The sequence below is a fragment of the Leuconostoc falkenbergense genome, assembly GCF_045801155.1.
Lineage (GTDB): Bacteria > Bacillota > Bacilli > Lactobacillales > Lactobacillaceae > Leuconostoc > Leuconostoc falkenbergense.
This window is the reverse complement of record NZ_CP174386.1, coordinates 525,635-550,405: the sequence shown is the minus strand read 5'-3', so window position 1 is coordinate 550,405 and position 24,771 is coordinate 525,635. Positions and strand designations below refer to the sequence as shown.

Annotated in this window: 25 protein-coding genes and 1 tRNA gene; 1 reads left to right on the top strand and 25 read right to left on the bottom strand. The window is 38.7% G+C overall.

Going from position 1 to position 24,771, the window contains the following annotated elements:
- Positions 1–93: 93 nt before the first annotated feature.
- From ACI3ES_RS02750 to ACI3ES_RS02630, 25 genes are all read right to left on the bottom strand, one after another.
- Complete coding sequence (locus ACI3ES_RS02750) at positions 94–1,710, bottom strand: CTP synthase (protein WP_010285841.1); 1,617 nt, start codon at positions 1,708–1,710, stop codon at positions 94–96.
- A gap of 172 nt (positions 1,711–1,882) precedes the next feature.
- Positions 1,883–3,265, bottom strand: a complete 1,383-nt coding sequence (locus ACI3ES_RS02745; protein ID WP_004915477.1) for an amino acid permease — start codon at positions 3,263–3,265, stop codon at positions 1,883–1,885.
- 381 nt (positions 3,266–3,646) lie between these two features.
- A tRNA-Lys gene (locus ACI3ES_RS02740) sits at positions 3,647–3,720 on the bottom strand.
- 188 nt (positions 3,721–3,908) lie between these two features.
- Entirely contained in the window at positions 3,909–4,943 is a 1,035-nt protein-coding gene (locus ACI3ES_RS02735; protein ID WP_181809822.1) for a HoxN/HupN/NixA family nickel/cobalt transporter, read from the bottom strand.
- A 434-nt stretch (positions 4,944–5,377) separates the two neighbouring features.
- Positions 5,378–6,367 (bottom strand): DUF4097 family beta strand repeat-containing protein, encoded by a 990-nt coding sequence (locus ACI3ES_RS02730; RefSeq protein ID WP_114666455.1) that lies wholly within the window; start codon positions 6,365–6,367, stop codon positions 5,378–5,380.
- A 1-nt stretch (position 6,368) separates the two neighbouring features.
- Positions 6,369–6,710, bottom strand: a complete 342-nt coding sequence (locus ACI3ES_RS02725) for a hypothetical protein (RefSeq protein ID WP_242029642.1) — start codon at positions 6,708–6,710, stop codon at positions 6,369–6,371.
- A 102-nt stretch (positions 6,711–6,812) separates the two neighbouring features.
- On the bottom strand, positions 6,813–6,974 hold the full coding sequence (locus ACI3ES_RS02720) for an HAAS signaling domain-containing protein (protein WP_181809821.1): 162 nt from the start codon (positions 6,972–6,974) through the stop codon (positions 6,813–6,815).
- Between the two features lie 4 nt (positions 6,975–6,978).
- A complete protein-coding gene (locus tag ACI3ES_RS02715; RefSeq protein WP_114666454.1) occupies positions 6,979–7,287 on the bottom strand; it encodes a PadR family transcriptional regulator in 309 nt (102 codons plus the stop codon).
- 203 nt (positions 7,288–7,490) lie between these two features.
- A complete protein-coding gene (locus tag ACI3ES_RS02710) occupies positions 7,491–8,279 on the bottom strand; it encodes a Sua5/YciO/YrdC/YwlC family protein (protein WP_317211964.1) in 789 nt (262 codons plus the stop codon).
- Positions 8,280–8,296: 17 nt separating this feature from the next.
- Complete coding sequence (locus ACI3ES_RS02705; RefSeq protein WP_407632018.1) at positions 8,297–9,583, bottom strand: MFS transporter; 1,287 nt, start codon at positions 9,581–9,583, stop codon at positions 8,297–8,299.
- 10 nt (positions 9,584–9,593) lie between these two features.
- Complete coding sequence (gene leuD, locus ACI3ES_RS02700; RefSeq protein WP_114666452.1) at positions 9,594–10,178, bottom strand: 3-isopropylmalate dehydratase small subunit; 585 nt, start codon at positions 10,176–10,178, stop codon at positions 9,594–9,596.
- Between the two features lie 9 nt (positions 10,179–10,187).
- Positions 10,188–11,564 (bottom strand): 3-isopropylmalate dehydratase large subunit, encoded by a 1,377-nt coding sequence (leuC, locus tag ACI3ES_RS02695; RefSeq protein WP_114666451.1) that lies wholly within the window; start codon positions 11,562–11,564, stop codon positions 10,188–10,190.
- Positions 11,561–12,634: a 3-isopropylmalate dehydrogenase gene (gene leuB / locus ACI3ES_RS02690; protein WP_114666450.1), complete on the bottom strand. Its 1,074-nt coding sequence runs from the start codon at positions 12,632–12,634 to the stop codon at positions 11,561–11,563. The genes leuC and leuB overlap by 4 nt, the downstream gene beginning before the upstream one ends.
- Position 12,635: 1 nt before the next feature.
- Complete coding sequence (locus ACI3ES_RS02685) at positions 12,636–13,808, bottom strand: 2-isopropylmalate synthase (RefSeq protein WP_114666449.1); 1,173 nt, start codon at positions 13,806–13,808, stop codon at positions 12,636–12,638.
- A 302-nt stretch (positions 13,809–14,110) separates the two neighbouring features.
- Entirely contained in the window at positions 14,111–14,416 is a 306-nt protein-coding gene (locus ACI3ES_RS02680; protein WP_004915505.1) for a metal-sulfur cluster assembly factor, read from the bottom strand.
- Between the two features lie 3 nt (positions 14,417–14,419).
- Positions 14,420–15,850 (bottom strand): Fe-S cluster assembly protein SufB, encoded by a 1,431-nt coding sequence (gene sufB, locus ACI3ES_RS02675; RefSeq protein WP_114666447.1) that lies wholly within the window; start codon positions 15,848–15,850, stop codon positions 14,420–14,422.
- A gap of 13 nt (positions 15,851–15,863) precedes the next feature.
- Positions 15,864–16,298 (bottom strand): Fe-S cluster assembly sulfur transfer protein SufU, encoded by a 435-nt coding sequence (gene sufU / locus ACI3ES_RS02670; protein ID WP_114666446.1) that lies wholly within the window; start codon positions 16,296–16,298, stop codon positions 15,864–15,866.
- Positions 16,285–17,511: an aminotransferase class V-fold PLP-dependent enzyme gene (locus ACI3ES_RS02665; protein ID WP_114666445.1), complete on the bottom strand. Its 1,227-nt coding sequence runs from the start codon at positions 17,509–17,511 to the stop codon at positions 16,285–16,287. Before ACI3ES_RS02665 ends, sufU begins: the two co-directional genes overlap by 14 nt.
- Complete coding sequence (gene sufD / locus ACI3ES_RS02660; protein ID WP_317211973.1) at positions 17,492–18,682, bottom strand: Fe-S cluster assembly protein SufD; 1,191 nt, start codon at positions 18,680–18,682, stop codon at positions 17,492–17,494. The genes ACI3ES_RS02665 and sufD overlap by 20 nt, the downstream gene beginning before the upstream one ends.
- 1 nt (position 18,683) lies before the next feature.
- Positions 18,684–19,484 carry a Fe-S cluster assembly ATPase SufC gene (sufC, locus tag ACI3ES_RS02655; RefSeq protein WP_114666443.1) on the bottom strand — a complete coding sequence of 267 codons (801 nt, stop codon included), beginning with the start codon at positions 19,482–19,484 and terminating at the stop codon, positions 18,684–18,686.
- Entirely contained in the window at positions 19,465–20,331 is an 867-nt protein-coding gene (locus tag ACI3ES_RS02650) for a helix-turn-helix transcriptional regulator (RefSeq protein ID WP_114666442.1), read from the bottom strand. The genes sufC and ACI3ES_RS02650 overlap by 20 nt, the downstream gene beginning before the upstream one ends.
- A gap of 324 nt (positions 20,332–20,655) precedes the next feature.
- Positions 20,656–21,222 (bottom strand): ECF transporter S component, encoded by a 567-nt coding sequence (locus tag ACI3ES_RS02645; protein ID WP_080519053.1) that lies wholly within the window; start codon positions 21,220–21,222, stop codon positions 20,656–20,658.
- The gene (gene thiD, locus ACI3ES_RS02640) at positions 21,209–22,009 is read right to left on the bottom strand and encodes a hydroxymethylpyrimidine/phosphomethylpyrimidine kinase family protein (RefSeq protein WP_407632017.1); all 801 of its coding nucleotides are present in this window, start codon (positions 22,007–22,009) and stop codon (positions 21,209–21,211) included. Before thiD ends, ACI3ES_RS02645 begins: the two co-directional genes overlap by 14 nt.
- A 271-nt stretch (positions 22,010–22,280) precedes the next feature.
- On the bottom strand, positions 22,281–22,871 hold the full coding sequence (rpoE, locus tag ACI3ES_RS02635; RefSeq protein ID WP_114666440.1) for a DNA-directed RNA polymerase subunit delta: 591 nt from the start codon (positions 22,869–22,871) through the stop codon (positions 22,281–22,283).
- Between the two features lie 26 nt (positions 22,872–22,897).
- Positions 22,898–23,344 carry a DUF1934 domain-containing protein gene (locus ACI3ES_RS02630; protein WP_010291403.1) on the bottom strand — a complete coding sequence of 149 codons (447 nt, stop codon included), beginning with the start codon at positions 23,342–23,344 and terminating at the stop codon, positions 22,898–22,900.
- A 66-nt stretch (positions 23,345–23,410) separates the two neighbouring features.
- On the opposite strand from ACI3ES_RS02630, the gene ACI3ES_RS02625 reads away from it, so the two are divergent.
- Positions 23,411–24,757, top strand: a complete 1,347-nt coding sequence (locus ACI3ES_RS02625; RefSeq protein ID WP_114666692.1) for an HD domain-containing protein — start codon at positions 23,411–23,413, stop codon at positions 24,755–24,757.
- Positions 24,758–24,771 lie beyond the last annotated feature (14 nt).

Below are 24,771 nucleotides of genomic sequence, written 5' to 3'. Positions count from 1 at the left end.
CATTATACCAGTCATTTCACGTACTGCTATAAAAACGGTCATGACAAGCGATTAAAAATCCTACCATTATAGATGATAGGATTTTGAGAATAATTATTTTTGATGCGCCAAGGAAGCTGCCACAAAATCATGGTAAAGACCTTCTGGACGATCAGGGCGTGATAAGAATTCAGGATGGTATTGCGCTGCAACGAAGAAATCATTTTTAGGATATTCGATTACTTCCATCAAACGATCATCCGGTGAAGTTGCCGCAAAGACCATGCCAGCTTTTTCAAATTCATCACGGAATTTGGTATTAAATTCATAACGGTGACGATGGCGTTCTTCCACTTCTGGCTTATTACCATAAGCTTTTGCTGTCAATGTGTCGTGCAACAACATAGCTGGATACAAACCTAATCGTAGTGTGCCACCACGATTTTCAACATTTTCTTGATCTTTCATCAAATCAATAATTGGTGCTGATGTCTCTGGATTTAGTTCAGTTGAGTTGGCATCTTTGTAACCCAAAACATTTCTTGCAAATTCAACTGATGCTAACTGCATGCCCAAGCACACACCTAAGAATGGTGTATTGTTTTCACGGGCATAACGAATCGCTTCAATTTTGCCTTCTGTACCACGTGCGCCAAATCCACCTGGTACAATCACACCATCTGCGTCTTGCAATAAATCGTTAACATTATCAGCCGTGACAGTTTCTGACTTAATGTGATTGATGTTAACTTCTGCTTCTTGCGAGTAACCAGCATGTTTCAAAGCTTCATTGACTGAAATGTAAGCATCTGGCAAGTCCGTGTATTTACCAACTAAGGTAATGTTAACTGCTTTCTTAGGATGCTTAATTGATTCAACCATTGTTGACCAAGCTGTCATATCAGCTTGTGGTGCATCAATTTGCAACTTATTCAAAACCACATCATCCATGCCCTGCGCTTGCAAATTCAATGGAATTTCGTAGAGGGTTTCAACATCGCGTGATTCAATAACAGCATCAGCTTTAACATCAGTGAAAGTTGATATCTTACGTTTGAGTCCTTCTTCTAAAGGTTCTGATGTACGTAAGACAATCATGTCAGGTTGGATGCCCAATGAACGCAATTGTGCAACCGAATGCTGCGTTGGCTTTGTTTTGGCTTCACCAGCTGCAGTCAAGTAAACAATCAAACTGGTATGAATATAAAAGACGTTTTCGTTGCCAAGATCAGACTTCATTTGACGTAGCGCTTCAATGAATGGCAAGCTTTCAATATCACCAACCGTACCACCGACTTCGACAATAACGACATCCGCATCAGTCGATTCAGCAGCTTTCTTCATTTTGTCTTTGATAGCATCTGTGATATGTGGAATAACTTGAACTGTTCCACCGTCATAGTCACCACGACGTTCCTTAGCCAAAACTTCAGAATAAATACGACCCGTTGTCACGTTAGAATACATGTTAGTATTGATATCCATGAAACGCTCATAATGACCCATATCAAGATCTGTTTCCAGACCATCCCCTGTCACAAAAGTTTCACCATGTTGATAAGGTGACATCGTTCCGGGATCAATGTTGATATATGGATCTAGTTTTTGAATCGCTAACTTGAGTCCGCGATTTTTCAGCAAACGACCTAAAGATGCTGCCACAATTCCTTTACCAAGCGATGACACAACGCCGCCGGTAACGAAAATATACTTCACTTGTTTATCTGCCATGATGCCTCCTCATGATTCCATCTGCGTTTACAACCACAGAAATGACGTAACAATTAGGGGTAAAATAAAATAGAAAAGCTCCCAAGAAAGTCTTGAGAGCTTTTAACGTTTGTCCCAACAAATGGGAGCCCTAATTTATAATACAGAGTTAGTCCTCATTTGTCAAATTGAATTACTCATTAATTTTCTTAGCGTGCCAAGCACGTGTTGCAAAGAAAACAATTGTCATGATGATTAGAAAAGCCAACCCAACAAGCAATGGTGCTCGTGTGTCGGGGTTAATCATCATAAATACCAACGTTACCAATAACATCAAAATCGCAAAATAGTTGGTGTATGGCGCAAAAGGCATTTTAAATGGATGATCTGCCATTAATGACGCATGAGCTTTGCGGAATTTGATTTGGCTAACCAAAATGACAAACCAAGGCACCATACCGGGCAACGTACTAGCTGAATAAACCAATACGAAAATGCTAGAACTACCATGCCAAAACATTGGCAAAACTGCATTTAAAATGATGCCTAACAAAATACCACCAGAAATTGCTAACACAGGCAGCGTTGGCACACGATGCTTAGATAATTTCAAAAACTTAGGCGATAATTCTTTCCCCAAAGCCAATGTGTACAGCATACGACTTGATGAAAAAATACCCGAATTCAAAGCCGACATTGCAGCGGTCATCATGACAAAATTAATGATCCCCGCAGCAGCTGTAATACCTACTCGTGAGAAAGTCTCCACAAATGGCGATCCCACTTGATCTAATTTATCCCAAGGATAGATAGTAATGATAACAAAAATAGCACCAATGTAAAATATTAAAATACGCGCAACAATTGATTTGATAGACTTAACAATGGCAACCTGAGGATTGGCAGCTTCACCTGCTGTAATACCAATAATCTCAATTGCTTGATATGACGTAATGACAATTGATAACGCAAAGAAAAATCCTTTTATCCCACCAGCAAAAAATGGTCCGTGTGCCCACAAATTTGAAAAGCCTAACGGTTGCCAATGATTACCGAATCCTAGTAAAATCACGAGCAATCCTAGAATAATCATGAAGATGATAGTGACAACTTTGATTAACGAAAACCACGTTTCCATTTCACCATAGGCTTTCACTGTCACTAAGTTAGCTGCCGTCAACATAGCTAATACGACAACACCCGTCACCCAATCGGGAATGTGCGGGAACCAAAAGTCTAAGTAAATTCCCACGGCAATGGTTTCACTAACACCAACTGTCAGCCATTGAAATACATTTGCCCATACCGTGAGATATCCAGCTACGGGATGAATATATTTTGTAGCGTAATTCGCAAAAGATCCAACAGATGGATCAACATATAACATTTCTCCCAAAGCACGCATCACCAAATACAGCACTAAACCAGCCAATGCGTATGCTAACAGTACAGAGACACCGGTCCATTTAATAGTTGCTGAAGATCCCATGAAAAGGCCAACACCAATTGTGCCGCCTAATGCAATCATCTGCATTTGACGTGATGATAAATCTCGATTCAATTCTTTTCCTGCCATAACTCGTCCATCCTCTTTTTTAAACAAATAAAAGCGCCCTTAAATAAAAATTCAAGGGCGCTTTCCGCGCGGTACCACCTTAGTCATATCAGCCGTTATTACAACCAGCCAATTCATTTCACTCTCATTGGAATAACGACCAATGACACCGGTCATACTTTCACGTGCGCTACTCGTATGTCACTTCGGAGGTAGTTATTCACCATCATTGCTTTGCCACTCTCACCAAGTATGGCATCTCTTCAACAACAACAATAGTTACTTGTCCTCTTCAACGTTTTCATCAATAATACACTAATTTACTATTTTAAGCAAATAAAAAACAGAATTCCTAAGAATTCTGTTTTTTATGGATCACCCAAGGTCGCCTGATTAACTCAGTGCTCCCGCTCGGATTCGAACCGAGGACCTTGGGATTAAAAATCCCCTACTCTAACCAACTGAGTTACAGGAGCATTTCTTATGCCTTAGCACATTTATATATATTACAGACTTTTCTAAAAAAAAGCAACCCCTTTTTTCAACTAAGTTTTATTACTTTTACAAAGCTGACACAAGTGGCTTAGACCGGCAAATTTCAGTAGCTGTAAATGGCATAATGTCACTCATTTTCAAAGCTTATTGAACATATCAGATAAAAAACCTATATGACTTGTTCCTCATCCCTTTCAGCTAAATGAAACACATGCCAGATAGTAATGGCAACAATCCAAGCCACAACAAACAAGCAAACCAAAATAATACCCATTTGGTTAAAATCTAACCCATTTGCCCATTTCGTTAAACCATTTTGCCAGCCAAACATGACGGCAAATGACTGAATAAAATCCACAAACCCAATGAAGCCTGCAGCTAAAATAGAAATACCTGTAATCGTCAAATTATAATAGACTTTTCGATATGGTGACGAAAATACCCAATGATAAGTTGTACTCATAAAGAAACCGTCAACTGTATCCATCAAACACATTCCCGCTGTAAACAGCAACGGAAAAGCCATTGTTGAATACCATGGTATTCCCTCATTAGCAGCGGTAGCAGACGTTGCTAAAACCGCAATTTGCGTCGCAGTGTCAAATCCTAAACCAAACAAAAAACCAACGATTGCAACTTGCCAATTATGTTTTATCATGCCCAATAATTTCAAAAATAAACGATATATTTTGGAGGTATTAACTTGCTCATCAGCCTTATCCTCTTTACCATTATGATTGCGCATTGACGCGAATTTCACCCAAATATCATGCAAAATGAAACTATTGACAATAGCTAACATCATCAGCATAGCAGCTGCAATTGAAGTCCCTAAGGCACCACCAATATGTTCAAAAACCGGCATGGCATGTTTTGCCCACTCGACAAATAGAACTGTTGCCAATGCCATCAATACCACGACCATTGAATGACCAAATGAAAAACTGAAACCGACACCGCGTGTATTTTTGCCATCATTTAGCATTTTACGCGTCATGTTATCAATGGCAGCAATATGATCGACATCAAATGCATGCCTTAGTCCCATGGTAAATGATAAATAAGCCATTGCTATCATTTCAGGATATTGCGAAGCACTGGTCATTAATAACATTATTCCTGCAATTAAAAAAAGGACGATTATTGCGCCATAGCGCATTGCATCTGTCTGTAACGTTGTTTGTTTTTGTGTGCGTAACATCATATTTTTTCTTCTCCTTACACTGAAAAATAAGATTATCATAGGGTATATCTCTGGTAAACATAGCGAACAAATGGTGTCCTTAGTAGACAAAATATGTCCTTTTAACTTGTTACTTTGACGAGAATATGATCGATAATCGCTGACTACATTTGTTGCTTTGAGTGCATCAACACAAAAACACCCCAACTATATTAAAGTTGGGGTGTTTTTAATGTTGTCCCAACTATCTACCAAACGATTTTTGTTTAGTAGATAGTCACTCAAAGAACCTACTAAACCTCAATTGAGAAGTAGGTAGAGGAGAGAATGATTGACTTGCTTCATTGTTTTATGCATAATTTTACCTCTTTTTTTGTTATTTATTTAACAATATAATTAAAAGTATATTATTAAAATTTCATTTTGTCAAACGTTTAATAAATCAATATTGTTTATCATTGCTTGATTCTTATATCCCCATCATCTGTTGATATGATATATTTGCCAGTTGTCCCTTTATAAGCATAAGTTGACTGATCATCCTCATGCTTATTAAAAGCCGAGATGTCGCCATCCTGCGTTTTAGCAACCACACTACTTTTACCAATAGCGATTGCAACATCACCATCTTGTGCAGTGATGTTTAGTTCACCTGAAAGCTCATTACTTAACAAATTAATATCACCATCTGACACATTTATTTCACCAACATTCATGTGGTTTTGATGCATGTTTAAATCACTATCTTGAAGTTGAATCGTCGTTCTATTGCTAATGTGCGTATTTTTTATAGTTACATCCCCATCATTACTTTTAATCGTAGCTGTGGACGCAGTGATGTTGTTTAAATCAGTGTCCTCAGTATCATCGAGTTTTAAGTCATGATTGACTGTCATGTCTTTTAACTTTGTATCTGCAACATGTTGTAACGTTATTTTATCTGCTTGAATACCTGACAGACTGACATCGCTGCTATTCTGACCATTAATTTGAAGATTAGACAAATTTTGTGATTGCGGTACTGTAATCACAAGTTCTTCTTGGTATCTCTGGCTATGGCGCTGCCAAGTGAATCCAGTAATATTAAATTCAATATTAACCTCGCCTCGAGACACACTGCTAGTCTGTTTATCAGTAATTGTTAAATGACTTTGTTGATAGTTCATTTCAGGTAACTTGTGATAAGTGAATACCTTAACAGTGGCTTGCTTAACATCACCCGTGACAACGCGTACAGGTAAAGCTGTTGAAATATTAATGCTTTTTACATTGTCAAAAGTATATAATTTTTGCGATATTTTGCTTTTCTTTGTTTTTTGATCCATAACTTTGAAACCATTATCCCAAGTAATAGCACTAGAAGCCCCACCAAAGCAAATGCCAATTAGTGCCATTACAACACCAATAACAACCAAAGTTAATCCAATCTTAACGCCTCGTTTCATGTTACCTATCCTCCTGATGTACGTGATTTTTATCAATGAAACGACGATAAATTAACTTGCTAAACTTCGCCGTTTTATTAATTAGCCACTTCAAAAGAGCAACACCAGCTGGTATGCCAGCCACCATAATTCCTAATATCGTCAACCCACAGCCAATATAATAAAGGCCCGTCCAAGTTGACTGCAGCAATACACCAACGCCACTAATAACTGCCAACATACCTGTCAAACCAAGCGCAATTATAATCGCAATCAAAGCCGCGACAAGGGCAAAACAAACCGCAACTAGCGTAACCAAAATAATAAACACAGGTAACGCTAACGGTGACGCCAACAGTGCCAAGGCAATCCACCAAATTAGTTTAATATTTGACCGTGAATTTTTATTATTTGTATCATCTGCTGATTTTTCATCAGCCTTAATTGAATAATCAGCTAAAATTTTTCATGAGAGTTGTTTTGGTGTACCTAATTCACCTACACATGCTTCATATGTGATTAAATCTGCATCCATCAAATACTCACGATAGAAATTCAACGCTTCCTCTTTATCTGAATGGTACAACTGGTTTAGTAATTGGTCTAATTCAGTCAAATAATTCTCCATCTGCTTATTTCTCCTTCAATAATGTGTTGACATTGGCTTGAAATATTAACCAATCTTGTCGAATACTAACCAATTTGTCACGACCCTGCGCTGTAATTTGATAGTAGCGTCGATTTCTACCTTGACAAGGTTGATCATAAGTAGTCACGTATTGATTATTTTTTAATCGTCGTAACACCGGATATAGCGTTGATTCTGAAACGGAAATGGTGCCTTGTACTCTCTGTGTCAGCGCATAACCGTAGTAATCTTCTTTATCTAATATTGCTAACACGCAACCATCTAATAATTCTGAACTCATTTGAATTGCCATACTTATTTTCTCCAATACTATACGACATATAATATATGTTCAAAAATATTATATGTATTTTTAATTGTTCTGTCAACAAAAAAATATCTCAACAGATGTCATCGTTGAGATATTTTTGTTGCCTAATCATCTTTTAATAACCCGCTATCAATAAGAAAGAAATCATAGTGGTAATTTGGCTTTTAACTGTTTTATGCAATTTTTTAATAATAAAATCCGTGACGATAATCCCATGACGAGAAAATATCACTCATAATTTTCATAATTTTGTCGACATCTAATCCTTTACGAATAACGATTGGTGCTGCTTGAACACCAACAGCGCCATTTTGTTCTGGGATAAGCTTACCTGCTTCGTCAACCATTGATACCATCACACCTTGTTCGTAACGTGTGTCCAGCGTCTTATCAGGTTGAATTGATGCCACATAATCATCGGCCTCAATAATTAGGTCAGCAGCATTTTCAATTTGATCACCAATACCAGCTACTAATCCTCGGTTTCCCTTACCAGAAGGATTAGCTGAACTTGCAAATGAGAACTTGCCATACTTTTCCCACATTTCTTTGGCAATATTTTCACTTGGTGTGCCAAACTTGATAACAAAACAACTCGTTTCACGTTGATCCATCATCAAATCTTTTGTACCGTCATTTGGTATCTTGCTCTTAGCTTCTTCTTGCCATGGTAAGATGCACCCCAACAAAATGTCCTCATCCCAATGTTGTTGATACATTTGTTCGATTTCAGGTGTCATCTGCGCTAATTCTTTAACTTGTTCTACTGAACCACATAATACGACACCTGGCTTGTTACGCTTACGATTTTTAGCAGCAAACTTTCTTTCTAATCCTTTATCGTCTGAAGTCATGATAATATAACCCACTTTTGTTGGGCTAACAATCATTCCGCCATCTTCTTTCAAGATATTAATGGCTTCAGCTTGAACGCCACCATTCCAATGAATCTTTGCTGTTGTTGCTTCTGTCATGATAAAATACCATCCTTTTAATATATTGCTTTTTGTTTTGTTTCTGGTCCATAAACTGCGACCACAATAGCTGCAATTAGCGCTACTGCTGCGATAAAATAGAAAATCAAGTTCGCGCTAAATTGTGTAATTGCCCACGCTGCAAAATATGGTGTTAAAACTGTCAAGATTTTAGCAACGCCATTAGCAAAACCTGTTCCACGGAATCTAAAGTAAGTAGGGAACAACTCTGACATATAGACCCCGACAACCGAAGCCATCAAAATATACATCATAGTTACAACCAAAAATCCTACGGTTAAAATTCCAACCGTTGTATGTTGCTGCGAATAAATCATTCCAAACACCGCAGTCATCACAAAGGCAGAAACAATGACCTTTTTACGACCTATCACGTCAACCAATAATGCGCCTATCAGTGCGCCTATTGGAGCCCCAGCCATCATAACTGCGGAGAATGTTAGTGAATGAACCACTTCGATGCCTTGTTTAATCAATAAGGTTGGCATCCATGATGTAAATGTATACTGTGTTAAATTAACTGCACTGACAGCAACCGTTGCAACCAACAGTCCAATACCAATCTTGGTCTTCACTGCTTGTCGTTTTACATTAGAATCATTTGTATCGTATGAGCCATTCACTTCCAATTTCTCAATGATTTTTTCAGCTTTGTCATACTCACCACGCGCAATTAACCATCGGGGTGATTCTGGAAAATGACGACGAACAACCCATAAAATCAATGCTAATACACCAACAATAACAAACATTGCGCGCCATGTATAACGAGGAATAACGCTTGCTGCCAAAAGTAAAGTCAATGGTGCAGCTAAGTTAGCAATCACAGAAGTGACCCCACTCCACCGACCACGATTTTTAATGGGAGCAAATTCATTAATTAAGGCATGACCTGTCACAATTTCTGCACCTAACCCAATTGCGGCGAAAAAGCGTAGTCCGATTAACATCCAAATATTAGTTGCAAATGCCGCACATAAGGTCAGTACACCAAATATCAACAAATTAGTAGAATATGCTTTCCTCCGACCAAGAAAATCACCGATAAATCCAGCAAAAATAGATCCAAAGAAAAGCCCTAAAAATCCAGAGGAAAGAAACACAGAACCTTGTGCAAGTGTCGCAAAGTGCGTGCTTACTATTGCACTATTTACTGCACTAGCAAGATAAACATCCGCCCCATCTAAAATCATACCAGCCGCAATCATCGCAAAGACATGATAAAATGTCGCTGTTTCTTTAGTCGTGTCCATCCGTTGTTGCAAATTCATTGCCTGTTCCATGTACTACCTCCTATCCGAAATTTGGTCGTTGCTTTTCAAACGCTGAAATCAAATTTTCATATTTCATCGTGTTATCAATATCGTCTTCACCATTGATAAACTTTTCTTTCCATTGTGAGTTGATGTCAAAGTGGAAAATATTATTTTTATAAGTCACAGTTTGTTCGGGTAAATCAATTTGAATAGTTTCATCTGCTTGAATGCCTCGCAATATTTTCCGATTTTCTTCAGGCAGCACAATTGGTAGCAAGCCATTCTTGGTTGAATTCATGTAAAAAATGTCTGAAAATCCGCCGCCAATTACTGCTCTAAATCCATAATCCGTTAACGCCCATACCGCATGTTCTCGTGATGATCCTGATCCAAAATCATTGCCTGTAATTAAAATTGAAGCACCCTTATGTTCTGGTTTGTTTAGCTCAAACGCCTCATTTAACGAGGCGTCGGTATTGTAACGCCAGTCATAAAATAAATCTTTCCCAAATCCGGTTTTTAAAATATTTTTCAAAAATTGTTTAGGCAAGATAATATCAGTATTAATGTTGTCATTTGGAATTACAACTGCTCTGCCTATCTCGCTTACAAAAGCTTCCATGTTATCCCCCTATACAAATTCATCTGTCGTAATATCAACAAAGTGACCAGCGATTCCTGCCGCAGCAACCATAGCTGGAGAAGCTAAATGCGTTCTTGATCCTGCACCTTGGCGTCCAATGAAGTTTCTATTTGATGTGGACGCAACATGCTTGCCTGCTGGGATTTTGTCGGGATTCATTGCCAAACATGCCGAACATCCTGGCTCACGCCATTCACAACCAGCATCTTCAAATATTTTAGCAATGCCTGTTTTCATTGCACGATTTCGAATGGCCCGACTACCTGGCACGATCCACGCAGTAACGTTGGGCGCTAAATGATGCCCTTTCATCATATTTGCAGCAATTTCAAGATCTTCGTAACGGCTGTTCGTGCAAGAACCAATGAAAATGTAATCCAAATTAATATCAACTGGCTTCATATTGGGGTGTAAACCAATATATTCATAGGCATTAGCATCATTTTCATCTTTAATTTCTGGCAAATACTGATCAACAGGTGTTGCCATTCCTGGATTTGTTCCCCATGTCACCATCGGTTTCAAATTTGATACATCAAAGGTCAGTATCTTATCAAAATCACTTTCATCATCTGTATAGAATTGTGACCAATAGTTTTTAGCAGATTCAAAATCTTTTGGTGCTTGTTCACGGCCTTCAATATAGTCAAACGTCGTTTGATCTGGTTGTACCATACCAGTTCTTGAACCAGCTTCAATTGACATATTACACATCGTCATACGTGCTTCCATTGAAAGATTTTGAACAGTTTCTCCATAAAATTCAATCGCATAGCCGACACCAAATGACACCCCATATTTAGCAATGATGCCCATGATAATATCTTTGGCATACGTATTTTTAGGCAGCTTCCCAGTAACCTTAATCCCCATGGTTTTTGGTTTCACCTGCCAAATTGTTTGGGTCGCTAGCACGTGCTCAACTTCGGAAGTACCAATTCCAAAGGCAATTGCGCCAAATGCACCATGAGTTGCTGTATGAGAATCACCACATACGATTACTTTTGCAGGCTGTGTTAGACCGCGTTCGGGTCCCACAACATGCACAATGCCTTGTTTGTCATCACCAATCGATGCTAATGGAATGTTAAATTCCTTCGTGTTTTTGACCAATGTATCCATCTGTAATCGAGACATTTGATCTTGCACATTAAATATATCTTTCGTTGGTACATTATGATCCATGGTTGCAAAAGTTAAATCAGGTCGCCTAACGCGGCGATTTGTACTTCTCAACCCATCGAAAGGCTGTGGTGAGGTAACCTCATGTACTAAATGTAAATCCACATAAATCAGTTGAGCTTCACCAACTTCCCCAGTAATGACGTGTTTTTCCCAAATTTTATCAAATAGTGTTTTGCTCATTTTATATCCGCCGATTCATAATTTTTTATGTAATCAACCATTTTTTGTGTGACTTCATCGGTCGTCATCGTGCCACCCATATCTGGCGTCACATAGTGGTTTTCAATAATGTAGTCTACTGCTGCAGTAATTTTGTCTGCAATCTTTTTTTCGTCAAAGCTTTCTGATAACATCATAGCTACCGTATTTACCATAGAAATGGGATTGGCAATGCCTTGACCAGCAATATCAGGTGCTGAACCGTGAATTGGCTCATATAAATTAGGACCACTTTCACCAACTGACATAGAAGGTATTTGTCCAATGGAACCTGTAATTTGTGCTGCTTCATCACTTAAAATGTCCCCAAATAAATTAGGTATAATCACAACATCAAATGTTGTGGGCTTGGTCATAATAGCCATTGTCATCGCGTCAACATAGTAATAGTCGATTGTCACATCCGGATAACTTTTGCCAACTTCATTCGCAATTTTTCGCCAAAACTTTGATGTAGCCAATACATTTGACTTATCAACAATCGTGACATGCTTGTTTCGCTTTTGAGCCATTTTAAAACCTTGATGCATAATGCGAGTGACTTCTGCTTCGCTGTAATACATCGTATCAATGGCTTGATGCGCTTCCAGCTTGCGTGGCTTTCCAAAGTAAGCACCAGAGGTCAGTTCACGAACGATAACAAAGTCCGTATTTTCAACATACTCTGGCTTCAATGGTGAGCGGTCAATTTGCGCTTGAGTCACTTTTGTTGGCCGTATATTAGCAAATAAATTAAGTTTTGATCTAATTTCTAATAGTCCTTGTTCTGGACGTCGTGGCGCATTATCCCATTTTGGTCCACCAATTGCACTAAGTAACACCGCATCAGCTTGTTTTGAAACATCAATCGTTGCCTGTGGTAAAGGGTCACCAGCTCGATCAATACCATCACCACCAAAAGGTGCATCTATCAATTCATAAGCAAATGTTGTATCTTTTGTCGCAGCATCTAATACTGCCAACCCTGCTGTCATAATTTCTGGACCAATATAATCGCCTTTTAAAACTACTATTTTTTTAATGGATGTCATATTATTGATAACTCACCATTTCTTTTTCTTCAACGACTTGCATAATAACCTTTAATTGCTCGTCTGTAATCAAGTCAGACTCTTCAGCAACTGATTTAAAAATAGGGAAAATTACTTTCATATCATCACGCGTCACATCATAACCTAAACTATTTAGTTTTGACATTACCGCATGCGACCCCGACAATTTACCTAAAGGTAAGGATGCCGTAGCACCAACCATTTCTGGCTTCAAAATTTCATACGTTTCTGGATTTTTTAAGTACCCATCTTGATGAATACCAGATTCATGAGCAAAGGCATTGCGTCCCATAATGGGTTTATTACCCGCAACTGGCATGTGGGTTGCGCGTGCGACAATGTCAGAAATGACTTTGGACTGAGCTAAGACAATATCTGTTTCAACATTGAACTTTTCATGACGCACTTGAATCGCTGCGGCGGCTTCAATCATGTCAACATTTCCAGCACGCTCACCAATACCATTAATTGTGCCCTGAATTTCCGTCGCCCCATGCGCAATGCCTGCCAAAGCATTAGCTGTTGCCATACCCAAATCATTATGCGTATGAGTTGACCAACCAACTGTGTCAAAACCAATAATATTTTGACGCAAGTTTTCAAAGACTTCGCCATATTCTTCTGGCGTATCATAACCAACTGTGTCTGGTATGTTAATCATTGTTGCTCCGGCGTCAATGGCTGTTTGCACGCTGGCTACCAAAAAATCAGGTTCAGTTCTCGTCGCGTCTTCAGGTGAAAACACAATATCTTGCATATATTGCTTAGTAAAAGTAACGTCTGCTTTGATTTTGTCCAATATTTCTTCTTTAGTCATGTTCAATTTGAACTCGCGGTGAATGGGTGAAGTGGCAATACATACGTGAATCATTGGATGTTTTGCATTCTTAGTTGCCTCAATAACGGCATTAATGTCATTTCTGACCATTCGTGCCAAACCGACAACTTTTGCGTTAGTCACAACTTCTGCAATTCTTTTCACTTCCTCAAAGTCTTTCTGAGAAGCCGCAGGAAATCCTGCTTCAATGGCCGCAACACCATAATTATCCAGTCCTTTTGCTATTTCAATCTTTTCGTCAATTGAAAAGTTAACCCCAATTGTTTGTTCACCATCACGCATTGTTGTGTCATAAAAAGTTACTTTGCTTACCATAATTTTCTCCTTAAATTAAAATCCCGGATTAGTCAATATGACTAGTCCGGGATTATGCACTCACATCCTTTTATTCACTAGCCATTAGATAAATACCTAACAACTAGCTCAAAAGCTCAACTTGTTAGGGTAGTCTAAGCAAGTTGAGGAGAAGGGCTGCGTTTGTTTTGTTAATTTGTACTGTGGCCTGATTTCTCATGTGAAACACTTCCTTTTAATTTAATAATCCAATCATAACGGGTATGTCATTTGTCGTCAATTTTCAGGTGTGTTTTATTCCGAATTTATATAATTTTGCCACACTATAATCCTAACGCCATTTTAGCGTATCGTGACATTCTATTGATTTCCCAAGCTGGTTGCCAAGTGAGTTCAACTTTGGTGGTCTTAACTTCAGGTAAAATTTTTAATGCGTCATCAATCATTTCTTCCAACACACCAATCAGTGGACACCCCATTGTTGTCAACGTCATATTAACAGTGACGTCACCGCTAGCGCTGATAGCAACACCGTTAATTAGTCCCAAATTAACGATATCAACTCGTAGTTCTGGGTCAATGACTGTTGTCAAAGCATCCATAATACTTGCCTCAATTTTTTGATTCATACCTTATCCTACCGATCCAACCATTTCAAATTTCATTAATCGATTTAACTCAACAGCATATTCCATTGGCAGCTCTTTTGTAAATGGCTCAATAAAGCCCATAATAATCATCTCTGTGGCTTTTTCAGCAGAAATACCACGTGTCATAAGATAATACAATTGCTCTTCGGAAACACGTGAAACTTTTGCCTCATGTTCCATCGACACATTGCCATTCAAAATTGTGTTGTATGGAATCGTATCGGCTGAAGATTTATCATCAACTAAAATTGTGTCACACTCGACGTGAGCAAATGACCCATCAGACTCGCGACCAAATTTCACTGTACCGCGATAATCTGTGGCACCACCATCGTGTGCAATTGATTTTGAAATGATAGATGACGAGGTATTTTTGGCATTATGAATCATTTGCGCGCCAGAATCTAAATTTACGCCCTCACCAGCAACGGCAATTGATAGCATGGTGCCTTTTGCACCCTCGCCCTCCAAATAAACTGATGGATATTTCATCGTCGTTTTTGAACCAAAATTACCATCAACCCATTCCATCGTTGCGTTTTCATGCGCTGCTGCACGTTTTGTTTCCAATGAATACACATTATTTGACCAGTTTTGAATCGTCGTGTAGCGGCAATAGCCATCTTTTTTAACAATCACTTCTACCACAGCAGCATGCAGCGCATCCCCTGAATACATTGGCGCTGAACACCCTTCAACATAATCAACATGTGCCCCTTCGTCAACAACAATCAATGTCCGTTCAAACTGACCCTCATTTTCAGTATTAATTCGGAAATAAGACTGAATCGGTGTCGTCACGTGGACACCTTTTGGTACATAAATGAATGTACCACCAGACCAAACTGCTGAATTTAAGGCCGCTAATTTATTGTTGGTTGGTTTAACAAGTGACCCAAAGTATTCTTGAATAAGCTCGGGATATTCTTGGACCGCAGTATCTGTGTCGGTAAAAACAATCCCTGTCTTAGCAAATTCTTCTTTCATGCGATGATAAACAACTTCTGACTCATATTGTGCAGAAGACCCTGCTAGCCACTTTCGTTCGGCTTCTGGAACACCCAAACGTTCAAAGGTTGCTTTCAATTCTGCTGGCACGTCGTCCCAGTCACGATATTTGTCATTGGTTGGCTTGTTATAGTAATAAATATCATCAAAATTAATTTCGCTTAGATCCGGTCCCCATTGCTGCATTGGCATTTTGAGATATGTTTGATATGCCTGCAATCGGTAATCTAGCATCCACTGTGGCTCATTTTTTTTAGCTGAGATTTGACGGATAATGTTTTCATTTAGTCCTTTACCCGTCGAAAAAACTGCTTGATAATCGTCTTGAAAGCCTAATTCAGTCGCCTTATCATTTGAAATAGCAGCCTTTGTCTGATCAATGGCTGCTTGCCTGTCTATTTCCATGCTTGCACCTCTCTTATTTTTCTATTGCTAATAATTCTGCCAAAGCATGCCATGCTAAAGTTGCACACTTGATTCGCGTTGGGAATTTAGTCACACCTGAAAGAATTTGCGCTTCCCCAAGAGCGTTATAATTTCCCGCTTCGCCACGAATCATTTTTGAAAATTGATCTACTAACTGGGTAATCTGACTGATATTTTTCCCGATAACTAAATCCGTCATCATCGAAGCGGAAGATTTCGATATGGCACAACCATCCCCATAAAAATGAATATCAGTCACAATATCATTATTTATATTAAAAGCCAAATCAATGACATCGCCACAGGTCGGATTATACTTTCGAATATGATAATTTTCGGTTTCCAACATAGGCTGATAATGGTGCGGATGTTGCGCGTATGCCATAATCGTTTGACGGTACAAATAATCTAAATTATGCAAACTCACGGTTAAAATACTCCTTAATTTTTCCTAAGGTGGCAACAAAGCGATCAATTTCTTGACGTGTATTATAGATGTAAAAGCTAACACGAACAGTCGCAGCAACATCTAAATAATGCATCAGTGGCTGTGCACAATGGTGTCCTGCTCGTACCGCAATACCTTCTTGATCCAAGGCAGTCGCTAAATCATGCGCATGAATACCCGCTATATTAAATGCGATTACACCAGTGTGCTGTTCACTGTCTTGCGGACCATAGACAGTCAGACCATCAATACTTTTAAGCTTTGGCAAAGCATAATCAACCAATGATTGTTCGTATTTTGCTACCTCAATCATCCCGATATTTGTTAGATAATCCACAGCAGCTCCCAGACCAATAGCACCAGCAATATTTGGTGTTCCCGCTTCAAAACGCCAAGGCAATGGTTGAAACGTTGCTTCATGTAAATCGACAAATTCAATCATTTCGCCACCAAATTGTGCTGGTCGCATTTGATTTAACACATCATACCTGCCGTACAGCACACCAATACCGGTTGGTCCCAACATTTTATGACCTGAAAAAGCAAAAAAATCAACACCCATTTCTTGCACGTCTATTGCCATGTGAGGCACTGATTGTGCCCCATCAGCAATCATAATGGCCCCGTGTTCATGTGCCATCTGAGCTAATTTTTTAATTGGATTGACCACGCCCAACACGTTCGAAACATGGGTAACTGATACGATTTTGGTTTTATCAGACAGCTTTGCTTTGGCATCGGCCAAGTCTAAGGTACCGTCTTCTTTAAGGTCAATATATTTCAAGCTAGCACCCACACGCTTGGCCAACTGTTGCCACGGGACAATATTAGAATGATGTTCCATGTACGATAAGAGAATTTCATCTCCTTGTTTAACATTTTCTACACCATAACTGCTTGCCAACCAATTCAACGATTCTGTTGTGCCACGTGTGAACAATATTTCTTCTCGCCTTTTGGCATGTATCAATTTTTGGACCTTGTCTCGCGCTTGTTCATATAAATTGGTAGCACGTTGTGATAATTCATAAATACCACGATGCACATTTGCATTGTCATTTTGATAGTAACCAGTGATGGCGTCGATGACAAATTGAGGCTTCTGCGAAGTTGCAGCGCTATCGAAATATATCAGAGGTTCGCCATTAATTTTTTGGTTCAGTATTGGAAAATCAGTTTGATTCATCTTCATGTTTTAACTTTCTGTCAATTTCCGTCACTACCTGCTGTTGCGCTTCCTTAGTTGGCATTTTTGCTAATACTTCACCCATAAATCCACGAATAACCAGTTTTCGAGCAACTTGTTCACTAATGCCTCTACTCATTAAGTAGTACATTTGATCCTCGTCAACACGACCAACAGAAGCGGCGTGACCAGCAGTCACATCATTTTCATCAATTAATAATAGCGGATTAGCATCACCGCGTGCTCGACGTGATAACATCAAAACACGTGACTCTTGTTGTGCATCTGAACCCTGTGCACCTTTAATAATTTTGCCAATACCGTTAAATACTAGAGTTGAGCAGTTTAAAATGACACCTCGCTGGAAAATATGCCCTAATGTATGACGCCCTCGATTCAAGATAGTGGTCACAAATCCTTGTGTTTGTTTTTTAGTTGTCAGCCCAATGACATTCGCATGTGAGGTACCCCCCTCACCATTCAATTGGCTAGCTAAGCGGATTATCGCATTGCCATCATTAAATTCAGCATTTTGCCATTCAACTGTTGCATGGTCTCTCACTTCAGCTTCACGATTAATATAAGTTGTTGTCTGCTCGTTAAAGGCGTCAATATTAGCATAAGTTACTTGGGCGCCCACATCAGCGATAACTTCAACAACAACTGAAGCTTTGGATTTTTGATCGCCTATCGTGTGTATTTCTTGCAAAATATCCACCTTAGCATTTGCACCAATATAAACAAAAATACGCGCAACCAAATCTTTGCCAGAGGCAGCCAAATGATTTAGTGTTAAATGCAAAACGTCATCAAATTGGACATTTTCTGGGATATATACAAAAATTCCTGTATTAAATTGCGCAAAATTTTGTGCAGATAAACGATCGGTTGTCTTAGTAATGACGGTGCCAACCATTTTTTCTAGCAGTGCCGGGTAGTCGATTTTTGCTTGCACCATACTCATCAAAATCACACCTTGAGCAGTCATTGCCTCGGTCAAATGTTGGTAAGTTGTCGATAATCCACTCACTTCGATACCATTTCCCTTATTTTTCATAAAAAATGGTGTCGTGGCTGTTTCACTGGCTGGTATCATATCATCTAGTTGCCACGCGTTATACCGTACTTTGGCAAATGTAGGCAATGGTAAAGATTGTATTGAATGATTATCAGCCATATTAATCCTCCACAAAATATGAGTTCACATCTTCGTCAGTTAACTGAACACTCAAACCCAATTCATCTCGAAGGCCAGCATAGCCTTCAGTTTCCAGCTTTTTGGCCAATTCGGCGCCACCTGTTTTGACAATTTTTCCGCCCATCATCACATGAACAAAGTCTGGCACAATATAATCCAAAAGTCGCTGATAGTGGGTAATCATTAACGCGCCAAAATCACTAGACCGCATGTCATTGACGCCTCGGGAAACAACTTTCAAAGCATCAATATCTAATCCTGAGTCAATTTCATCCAAAATCGCAATTCTTGGTTCAATCATCATCATTTGCAAAATTTCATTGCGCTTTTTCTCCCCGCCTGAGAAGCCTTCATTGAGATAACGTTCCGCCATTTCTTCAGACATAGATAAAAATTCACGTTTTTCATCCAGTTTTTCAATGAATGACATAACACCAATTTGATCATCTTCTGGACGGCGTGCGTTAATGGCAGCCCGCATGAACTCAGCATTGGTCACGCCTTGAATTTCTGATGGATATTGCATTGCCAAAAATAAACCGGCGCGTGCGCGTTGGTCCACTGACATGTCAGCTAAATCTTGATCATCAATGGTAATATGGCCTTGAGTCACCTCATAAGCTGGGTGCCCCATAATGGTTTGCGATAGTGTTGATTTACCAGTACCGTTTGGTCCCATAATGGCATGAATTTCACCAGTATTAACGACCAAATTAACCCCTTTCAAAATTTCTTTTCCTGCCACTGAGACATGTAAGTTTTCAACCTTGAGTGTTGTCATTTTTATTTTCCCCTTTTTTTCGTTGACTGAGCTTTTTTAGGATAGCTTCGTTATTATGTATTTTAGCAATTACCCGCGCATTTTCAATCATTTCATTGACAATAAAATCTTGACTGTGCCACATGTCGCTTGCTTGCACCAATTGCCAGAAAAAGTTTTCCAAAAAATAGGTGCTATCATCTGCATGTGCTAAGTCAATCCCATAAGTGGCCAACATCATTGCCAATTGATAGTTTTTCATCAACATCTGATATTCTGCTAGTAAGTAGACAATTGCTTCTTGACAACCAGTGTGATCATTGACAGCATTTGATTTTTGATGACGCCAGACGTCTTCAAACGCTTGTTGCGCTTTGGTGAATTGACCACAATGATAATAATAATGACTGGTTATCGCATAAAACAATAATTTGTATTGTTGATTGAAACACGCAATATCAATATGCGATACCAATTTCTTCGCTTGATTATCATCTTTCACCAAAATTACCATGTAAAAATATTTGGCAATTTGATAAGTTGATAACTCTTTATCCAGTATTTTGTCCAGCGCTACTTGTTCTATATTCTTTTTAAATTGATTAACATTTTGGTAAAATAATGCTTTTAAAGCCTGTGCTAGTAACTTTTCATTGCGTGTTTGATGTGAAGAAACTGCTATTGGAAACACATCATTTAATGTCAAGCCTATTCGTTCACACAGCGCAATCATAATATCAAATGATGGAATCTGTTGATGTTTTTCAAATTTTGAAAGCGTGGCTTGCGTGCAAATACCTGCACAAAGTGTAACCTGCGATATCCTGAGATGTTTTCTCGTCTTAATAAATTTTTCTATGTTGATCATATTTCTCCAAAATCCTACAAAAAAGCACCTAACTGTCAAAACAGTTAGGTGCTTAATCCGATATCCCAACCGTCTACTCTATTTCTGAAAGAAAATAGTAGACGATTAACACAAAATAGCCTACTAGTCACGCGAGGACAAGGAGGGCAAAAAATGTGTTGTTCAATTGTGTTGTTATCTTATTCATAATATTGGTACTAATTGTATGCTCATTATTTACCAATGTCAAATCAAAAAATTATTTATATCACATTTCTTTGTCATGAAACTGTTTATGCCGCTGTTCAAAATTTTTAATAAAGCAATATAGCACGATGATCAAATTTATATGAAATTATTTTTGACAAATAGCTGCTCAAATCGTTCTGCTAACCAGCGATAGACAACAAAAACAACTATCATTGTCATCACACAGTTAATCACTGTTGGAAATAAGGACGATACTGTTGCTACTATCGCAGGTTGTATGGTCATGCCCTTGAACAAACTCATCACAAAATTATGTCCTGTTGTCATGACTAACTTGGTAACGACAGCCGCCAAAATAACCACAATTAATTTAACGCTCGTACCATGTTTTTTATAGTGAACCAGTGAAAATACATAGGTAGCAATACCACCAACGACGAAACATTCAAAAAAGTAATATGGGGCTTCCATCACGTAGCCATGAAATAGATCAAACAATGCTAGCCCAAAACCGCCAGCAAGCGCACCACGTTTAAATCCTAAAAGTAATACTGATAATAGCACTGCTGAATTTCCCAGATGTACAAATGGTTTTCCAATTAATGCCGGCATTGGCACCTGTATACTGGTTGCAACAAAGGTAATACTAGTGAACAATGCCACCAGTACAATGTTAATAACGGCGTTATTATGTTGTTTCATAATGATTATCTCCCTGCCAAACATGGCCCACAAATTGATTTAATTGAATTGCATTAGCAACTGCTTGAAATGTAAATTCTTTGGCTTCTTTAACTGAAGCACTAATTGCATTATTTTTAACCATATTAGCAAGAATTACTGCCGAAAATGTACATCCTGCCCCATGATTATAATCTGTTTTTATGATTTCATTCTGGAATACTTCAAAATTTGTCCCATCATACAATAAATCCGTCGCTAAACCGTCAGCAAATCGGTTCCCCGATTTAATCACGACATTTTTGACGCCGTAATCATAAATTTTCTTTGCTGCTTCTTTCATTTCAGAGACATTATTGATTGATTGGACATCCGTCAACAATGCTGCTTCCAAAACATTAGGCGTCACAATGTCAGCCTTCGATAATAATTTCTTTTTATAAGTTGTCAAATCAATCGTTTTGTCATGAGCAATTGTCAACTTTGTAGCCATCACTGGATCCACCAGCAACATACCAAATTTAGCCGTTTCGAGATAATCAATTAAAATATTAAAGTTATTGATATCTGAAATCATACCAACCTTAATCCCAGCTAGTGCAATAGATAATGTCGTTTGCAGTTGAGCTGAAAAAGTTTCAGTTGGCATTGGATATTGCGCCACTTGCCAGTTGTTTGGATTCATAGTGACAATATTTTCTATCGCCACTACGTTAAATTCATCATATCTTTCAAACGTTTTAATGTCTGCCTCTATGCCACCACCGCCACTCGTATCTGAACCACCAATAGATAATATTTTTTTCATAATTACCTCGTTTTCAATTAGCTATATAGTTATTTAAAAAATGTTAACTTAGTGTTATCTCATTTAATATACACTACTTCAAAAAATATTCAACATTCACTAATTCACTTTTTTAACGAACATTCTACTTTGTCAGAAAGTTGATGTTCTCATGAGAGCAAAATAAGCAGTTAGTCATCACGCGTGCTCCGATAACTAACTGCTTATTGTAGATACTTTTTAAATGATACTCACCCAACTTAGTGTTGCCAGTTGAGCCAACTATCTCAAATTACTTTTCTTGATCACCATCACCAAGATCGTCAAGATCATTACCACCAGTTAATTCAGTCATGTTGGCATCAATTGATTCATCTTCACTCAAATCAATTTCGTTGGCATCGTCATCATCGTCGTCAACAGCCACATCATCGTCTTCGGAATCATCTTCGGTGTCATCATCTTCAACTGTTGTGAAATCTTCATCTTCGGGATCATCATCGTTATAATCGATAACATCATCATCAGATGCATTATCAGCAAATACGTTGACTTTCTTTTTAGCTGACTTTTTACGCTTCGGTGCATCTTCTTCATCATCAAGTTCATGAATTGATTCATCAATGGCATCAACTGGATACCAAGCACGTAATGCCCATTCATTATTACCAAGTGAAATGAATGAACCATCTGTATTCAAGTCAGTGTAGAATTGTGATAAACGTGGCTTAAAAGTTTCTGAATCAATTTCCAAAAAGTCTTGAATCTCTTGAACGAGTGAGCTGAAAGGCATTGCTTCTTTATGTTCAGTCAAAACAGCAGTTGCTATTTCGACAAGTGCTAATTCTTCTTTAGGGTGATTGCCTAATGTTGTAAGTGACATATTGCACGTCCTTTCGGGGTTTCTAACTAGTCTAGCATACTAGATTTGGCGCTAAATTGCAACCGAATTTCGTATTGTCCGACAATTTGTTGATTAGCATATAAAACATAATCCACGTCAACTTCACCTCGCCAGTTTGCCAAATCAAAGTGGGTCGCCAATAAGGTTGTTAGCGTTTCAATTTGCATTTGTCCGGCTGGTGTTTGATACAAAGCTGGAACACGTTGTGATTTCACAAATGCTAATTTGGTTGTTGTCTCACCAGAGCGATTTAAGCGCACGCGTTCATCATCAATTTTGAACATAACTTGTGTTGTCTGATCGTCAATAATCTCTGTGTAACGCAAATAAAGTGCGCCATTTTTTAACAATAACTGACCATCTGTATCAAATTGAAAGTCTTCGATATCATTTCCCTGACGAATTTTCGTTTTTAGGTGAACTTTTACGTCCGATTGCCCGTTAATTATCATATTCTGCCCCTATTTCAATCTAAAATCTATTATAATATAAGAAAGCACAAAAGGGCATACTATATGATGTTAGATAAAAAAATTACTAATGAAAAAGTTCTACGCGATCCTATTCATAATTTTATTCATATTCAAGACCAAGTTATTTTGGATTTGATTAACACCCCTGAATTTCAGCGGTTGCGTCGCGTTAAGCAACTTGGCATTACCAGTTCAGTGTTTCACGGAGCGGAACATTCACGTTTTGGGCACTCTGTGGGTGCCTATGAGATTGCTCGACAGATTACCGAACACTTCGATCAATATTATGGCGATGTGTGGGATTCAAGTGAGCGCTTAGTCACGCTTGTCGCTGCCTTACTTCACGATGTTGGACACGGTGCATTTTCTCATACATTTGAACACCTATTTGGCACAGATCATGAAGCAATTACACGGGAAATTATCATGGGTGATACGGCCGTACACACGATTTTGGCACAAGTATCAACAGATTTTCCTAATAAAGTGGCTAGTGTTATTGCCAAAACTTATGAAAATCCACAAGTCGTGCAATTAATTTCTAGTCAAGTTGACGTTGATCGCATGGATTATTTATTACGTGACGCTTATTTTACTGGTACTAAATACGGTGAATTTGATATTGATCGTATTTTGCGTACCATGCGCCCAACCCCAACCGGCATTGCCTTTGATATCGCCGGTATGCATGCCGTTGAAGACTATGTTGTGTCACGTTATCAGATGTATTTACAAGTCTATTTTCACCCTGTCTCACGTGGCATGGAAGTGCTGTTAGAACATATTTTGACGCGTGTTCGCGAGCTTTATCAAGCCAGCCATCACAACCCTGTACCTGAAAAGGACTTCGTCGGCCCACTTTTGGCGCCATTATTTGATGAAAAGCCATTGGGATTAGATGATTATCTCAAGCTCGACGATAATGTGTTTATGACTTATATCAATATCTGGCAATCTCACCCCGATCCGATTTTATCGGACTTATCTCAGCGTTTTCTTGGACGTCGCCCGCTCAAGTCAATTGCTATCACCAATGAAACAGCACCTTTATTGGGCGAGTTAGAACAACTTGTGGATAACGCGGGCTTTAACCCTGATTACTACACAGCACGTAATGATGCTTATGACTTACCATACGACGATTACAAACCCAACGTGGCCAAGCCAAGAACGCAAATTGACTTTTTGTTAGCTGATGGGACACACCGCGAACTCTCTGATTTATCAACACTCGTCGCTGCGATTAAAGGCAAAGCGTCACTTGATCAGCGATTCTTTTTCCCGAAAGAAATGTTAAATATTGAGCCAGACGAATTATTTGCTGATACTTTCAAGACCTTTCGCAGTTTCATTAGAAATAATGCGTTGACAACACCTAATCCTGAAACTTAAAATAAATCACCGTA

What these genes read in the sequence shown, in the direction of transcription:
- ACI3ES_RS02750 (WP_010285841.1), bottom strand. Translation starts at nt 1,710, where the DNA reads ATGGCAGATAAACAAGTGAAGTATATTTTCGTTACCGGCGGCGTTGTG.
- ACI3ES_RS02745 (WP_004915477.1), bottom strand. Translation starts at nt 3,265, where the DNA reads ATGGCAGGAAAAGAATTGAATCGAGATTTATCATCACGTCAAATGCAG.
- ACI3ES_RS02735 (WP_181809822.1), bottom strand. Translation starts at nt 4,943, where the DNA reads ATGATGTTACGCACACAAAAACAAACAACGTTACAGACAGATGCAATG.
- ACI3ES_RS02730 (WP_114666455.1), bottom strand. Translation starts at nt 6,367, where the DNA reads ATGAAACGAGGCGTTAAGATTGGATTAACTTTGGTTGTTATTGGTGTT.
- ACI3ES_RS02720 (WP_181809821.1), bottom strand. Translation starts at nt 6,974, where the DNA reads ATGGAGAATTATTTGACTGAATTAGACCAATTACTAAACCAGTTGTAC.
- ACI3ES_RS02715 (WP_114666454.1), bottom strand. Translation starts at nt 7,287, where the DNA reads ATGGCAATTCAAATGAGTTCAGAATTATTAGATGGTTGCGTGTTAGCA.
- ACI3ES_RS02710 (WP_317211964.1), bottom strand. Translation starts at nt 8,279, where the DNA reads ATGACAGAAGCAACAACAGCAAAGATTCATTGGAATGGTGGCGTTCAA.
- ACI3ES_RS02705 (WP_407632018.1), bottom strand. Translation starts at nt 9,583, where the DNA reads ATGGAACAGGCAATGAATTTGCAACAACGGATGGACACGACTAAAGAA.
- leuD (WP_114666452.1), bottom strand. Translation starts at nt 10,178, where the DNA reads ATGGAAGCTTTTGTAAGCGAGATAGGCAGAGCAGTTGTAATTCCAAAT.
- leuC (WP_114666451.1), bottom strand. Translation starts at nt 11,564, where the DNA reads ATGAGCAAAACACTATTTGATAAAATTTGGGAAAAACACGTCATTACT.
- leuB (WP_114666450.1), bottom strand. Translation starts at nt 12,634, where the DNA reads ATGACATCCATTAAAAAAATAGTAGTTTTAAAAGGCGATTATATTGGT.
- ACI3ES_RS02685 (WP_114666449.1), bottom strand. Translation starts at nt 13,808, where the DNA reads ATGGTAAGCAAAGTAACTTTTTATGACACAACAATGCGTGATGGTGAA.
- ACI3ES_RS02680 (WP_004915505.1), bottom strand. Translation starts at nt 14,416, where the DNA reads ATGAATCAAAAAATTGAGGCAAGTATTATGGATGCTTTGACAACAGTC.
- sufB (WP_114666447.1), bottom strand. Translation starts at nt 15,850, where the DNA reads ATGGAAATAGACAGGCAAGCAGCCATTGATCAGACAAAGGCTGCTATT.
- ACI3ES_RS02665 (WP_114666445.1), bottom strand. Translation starts at nt 17,511, where the DNA reads ATGAAGATGAATCAAACTGATTTTCCAATACTGAACCAAAAAATTAAT.
- sufD (WP_317211973.1), bottom strand. Translation starts at nt 18,682, where the DNA reads ATGGCTGATAATCATTCAATACAATCTTTACCATTGCCTACATTTGCC.
- sufC (WP_114666443.1), bottom strand. Translation starts at nt 19,484, where the DNA reads ATGACAACACTCAAGGTTGAAAACTTACATGTCTCAGTGGCAGGAAAA.
- ACI3ES_RS02650 (WP_114666442.1), bottom strand. Translation starts at nt 20,331, where the DNA reads ATGATCAACATAGAAAAATTTATTAAGACGAGAAAACATCTCAGGATA.
- ACI3ES_RS02645 (WP_080519053.1), bottom strand. Translation starts at nt 21,222, where the DNA reads ATGAAACAACATAATAACGCCGTTATTAACATTGTACTGGTGGCATTG.
- thiD (WP_407632017.1), bottom strand. Translation starts at nt 22,009, where the DNA reads ATGAAAAAAATATTATCTATTGGTGGTTCAGATACGAGTGGCGGTGGT.
- rpoE (WP_114666440.1), bottom strand. Translation starts at nt 22,871, where the DNA reads ATGTCACTTACAACATTAGGCAATCACCCTAAAGAAGAATTAGCACTT.
- ACI3ES_RS02630 (WP_010291403.1), bottom strand. Translation starts at nt 23,344, where the DNA reads ATGATAATTAACGGGCAATCGGACGTAAAAGTTCACCTAAAAACGAAA.
- ACI3ES_RS02625 (WP_114666692.1), top strand. Translation starts at nt 23,411, where the DNA reads ATGTTAGATAAAAAAATTACTAATGAAAAAGTTCTACGCGATCCTATT.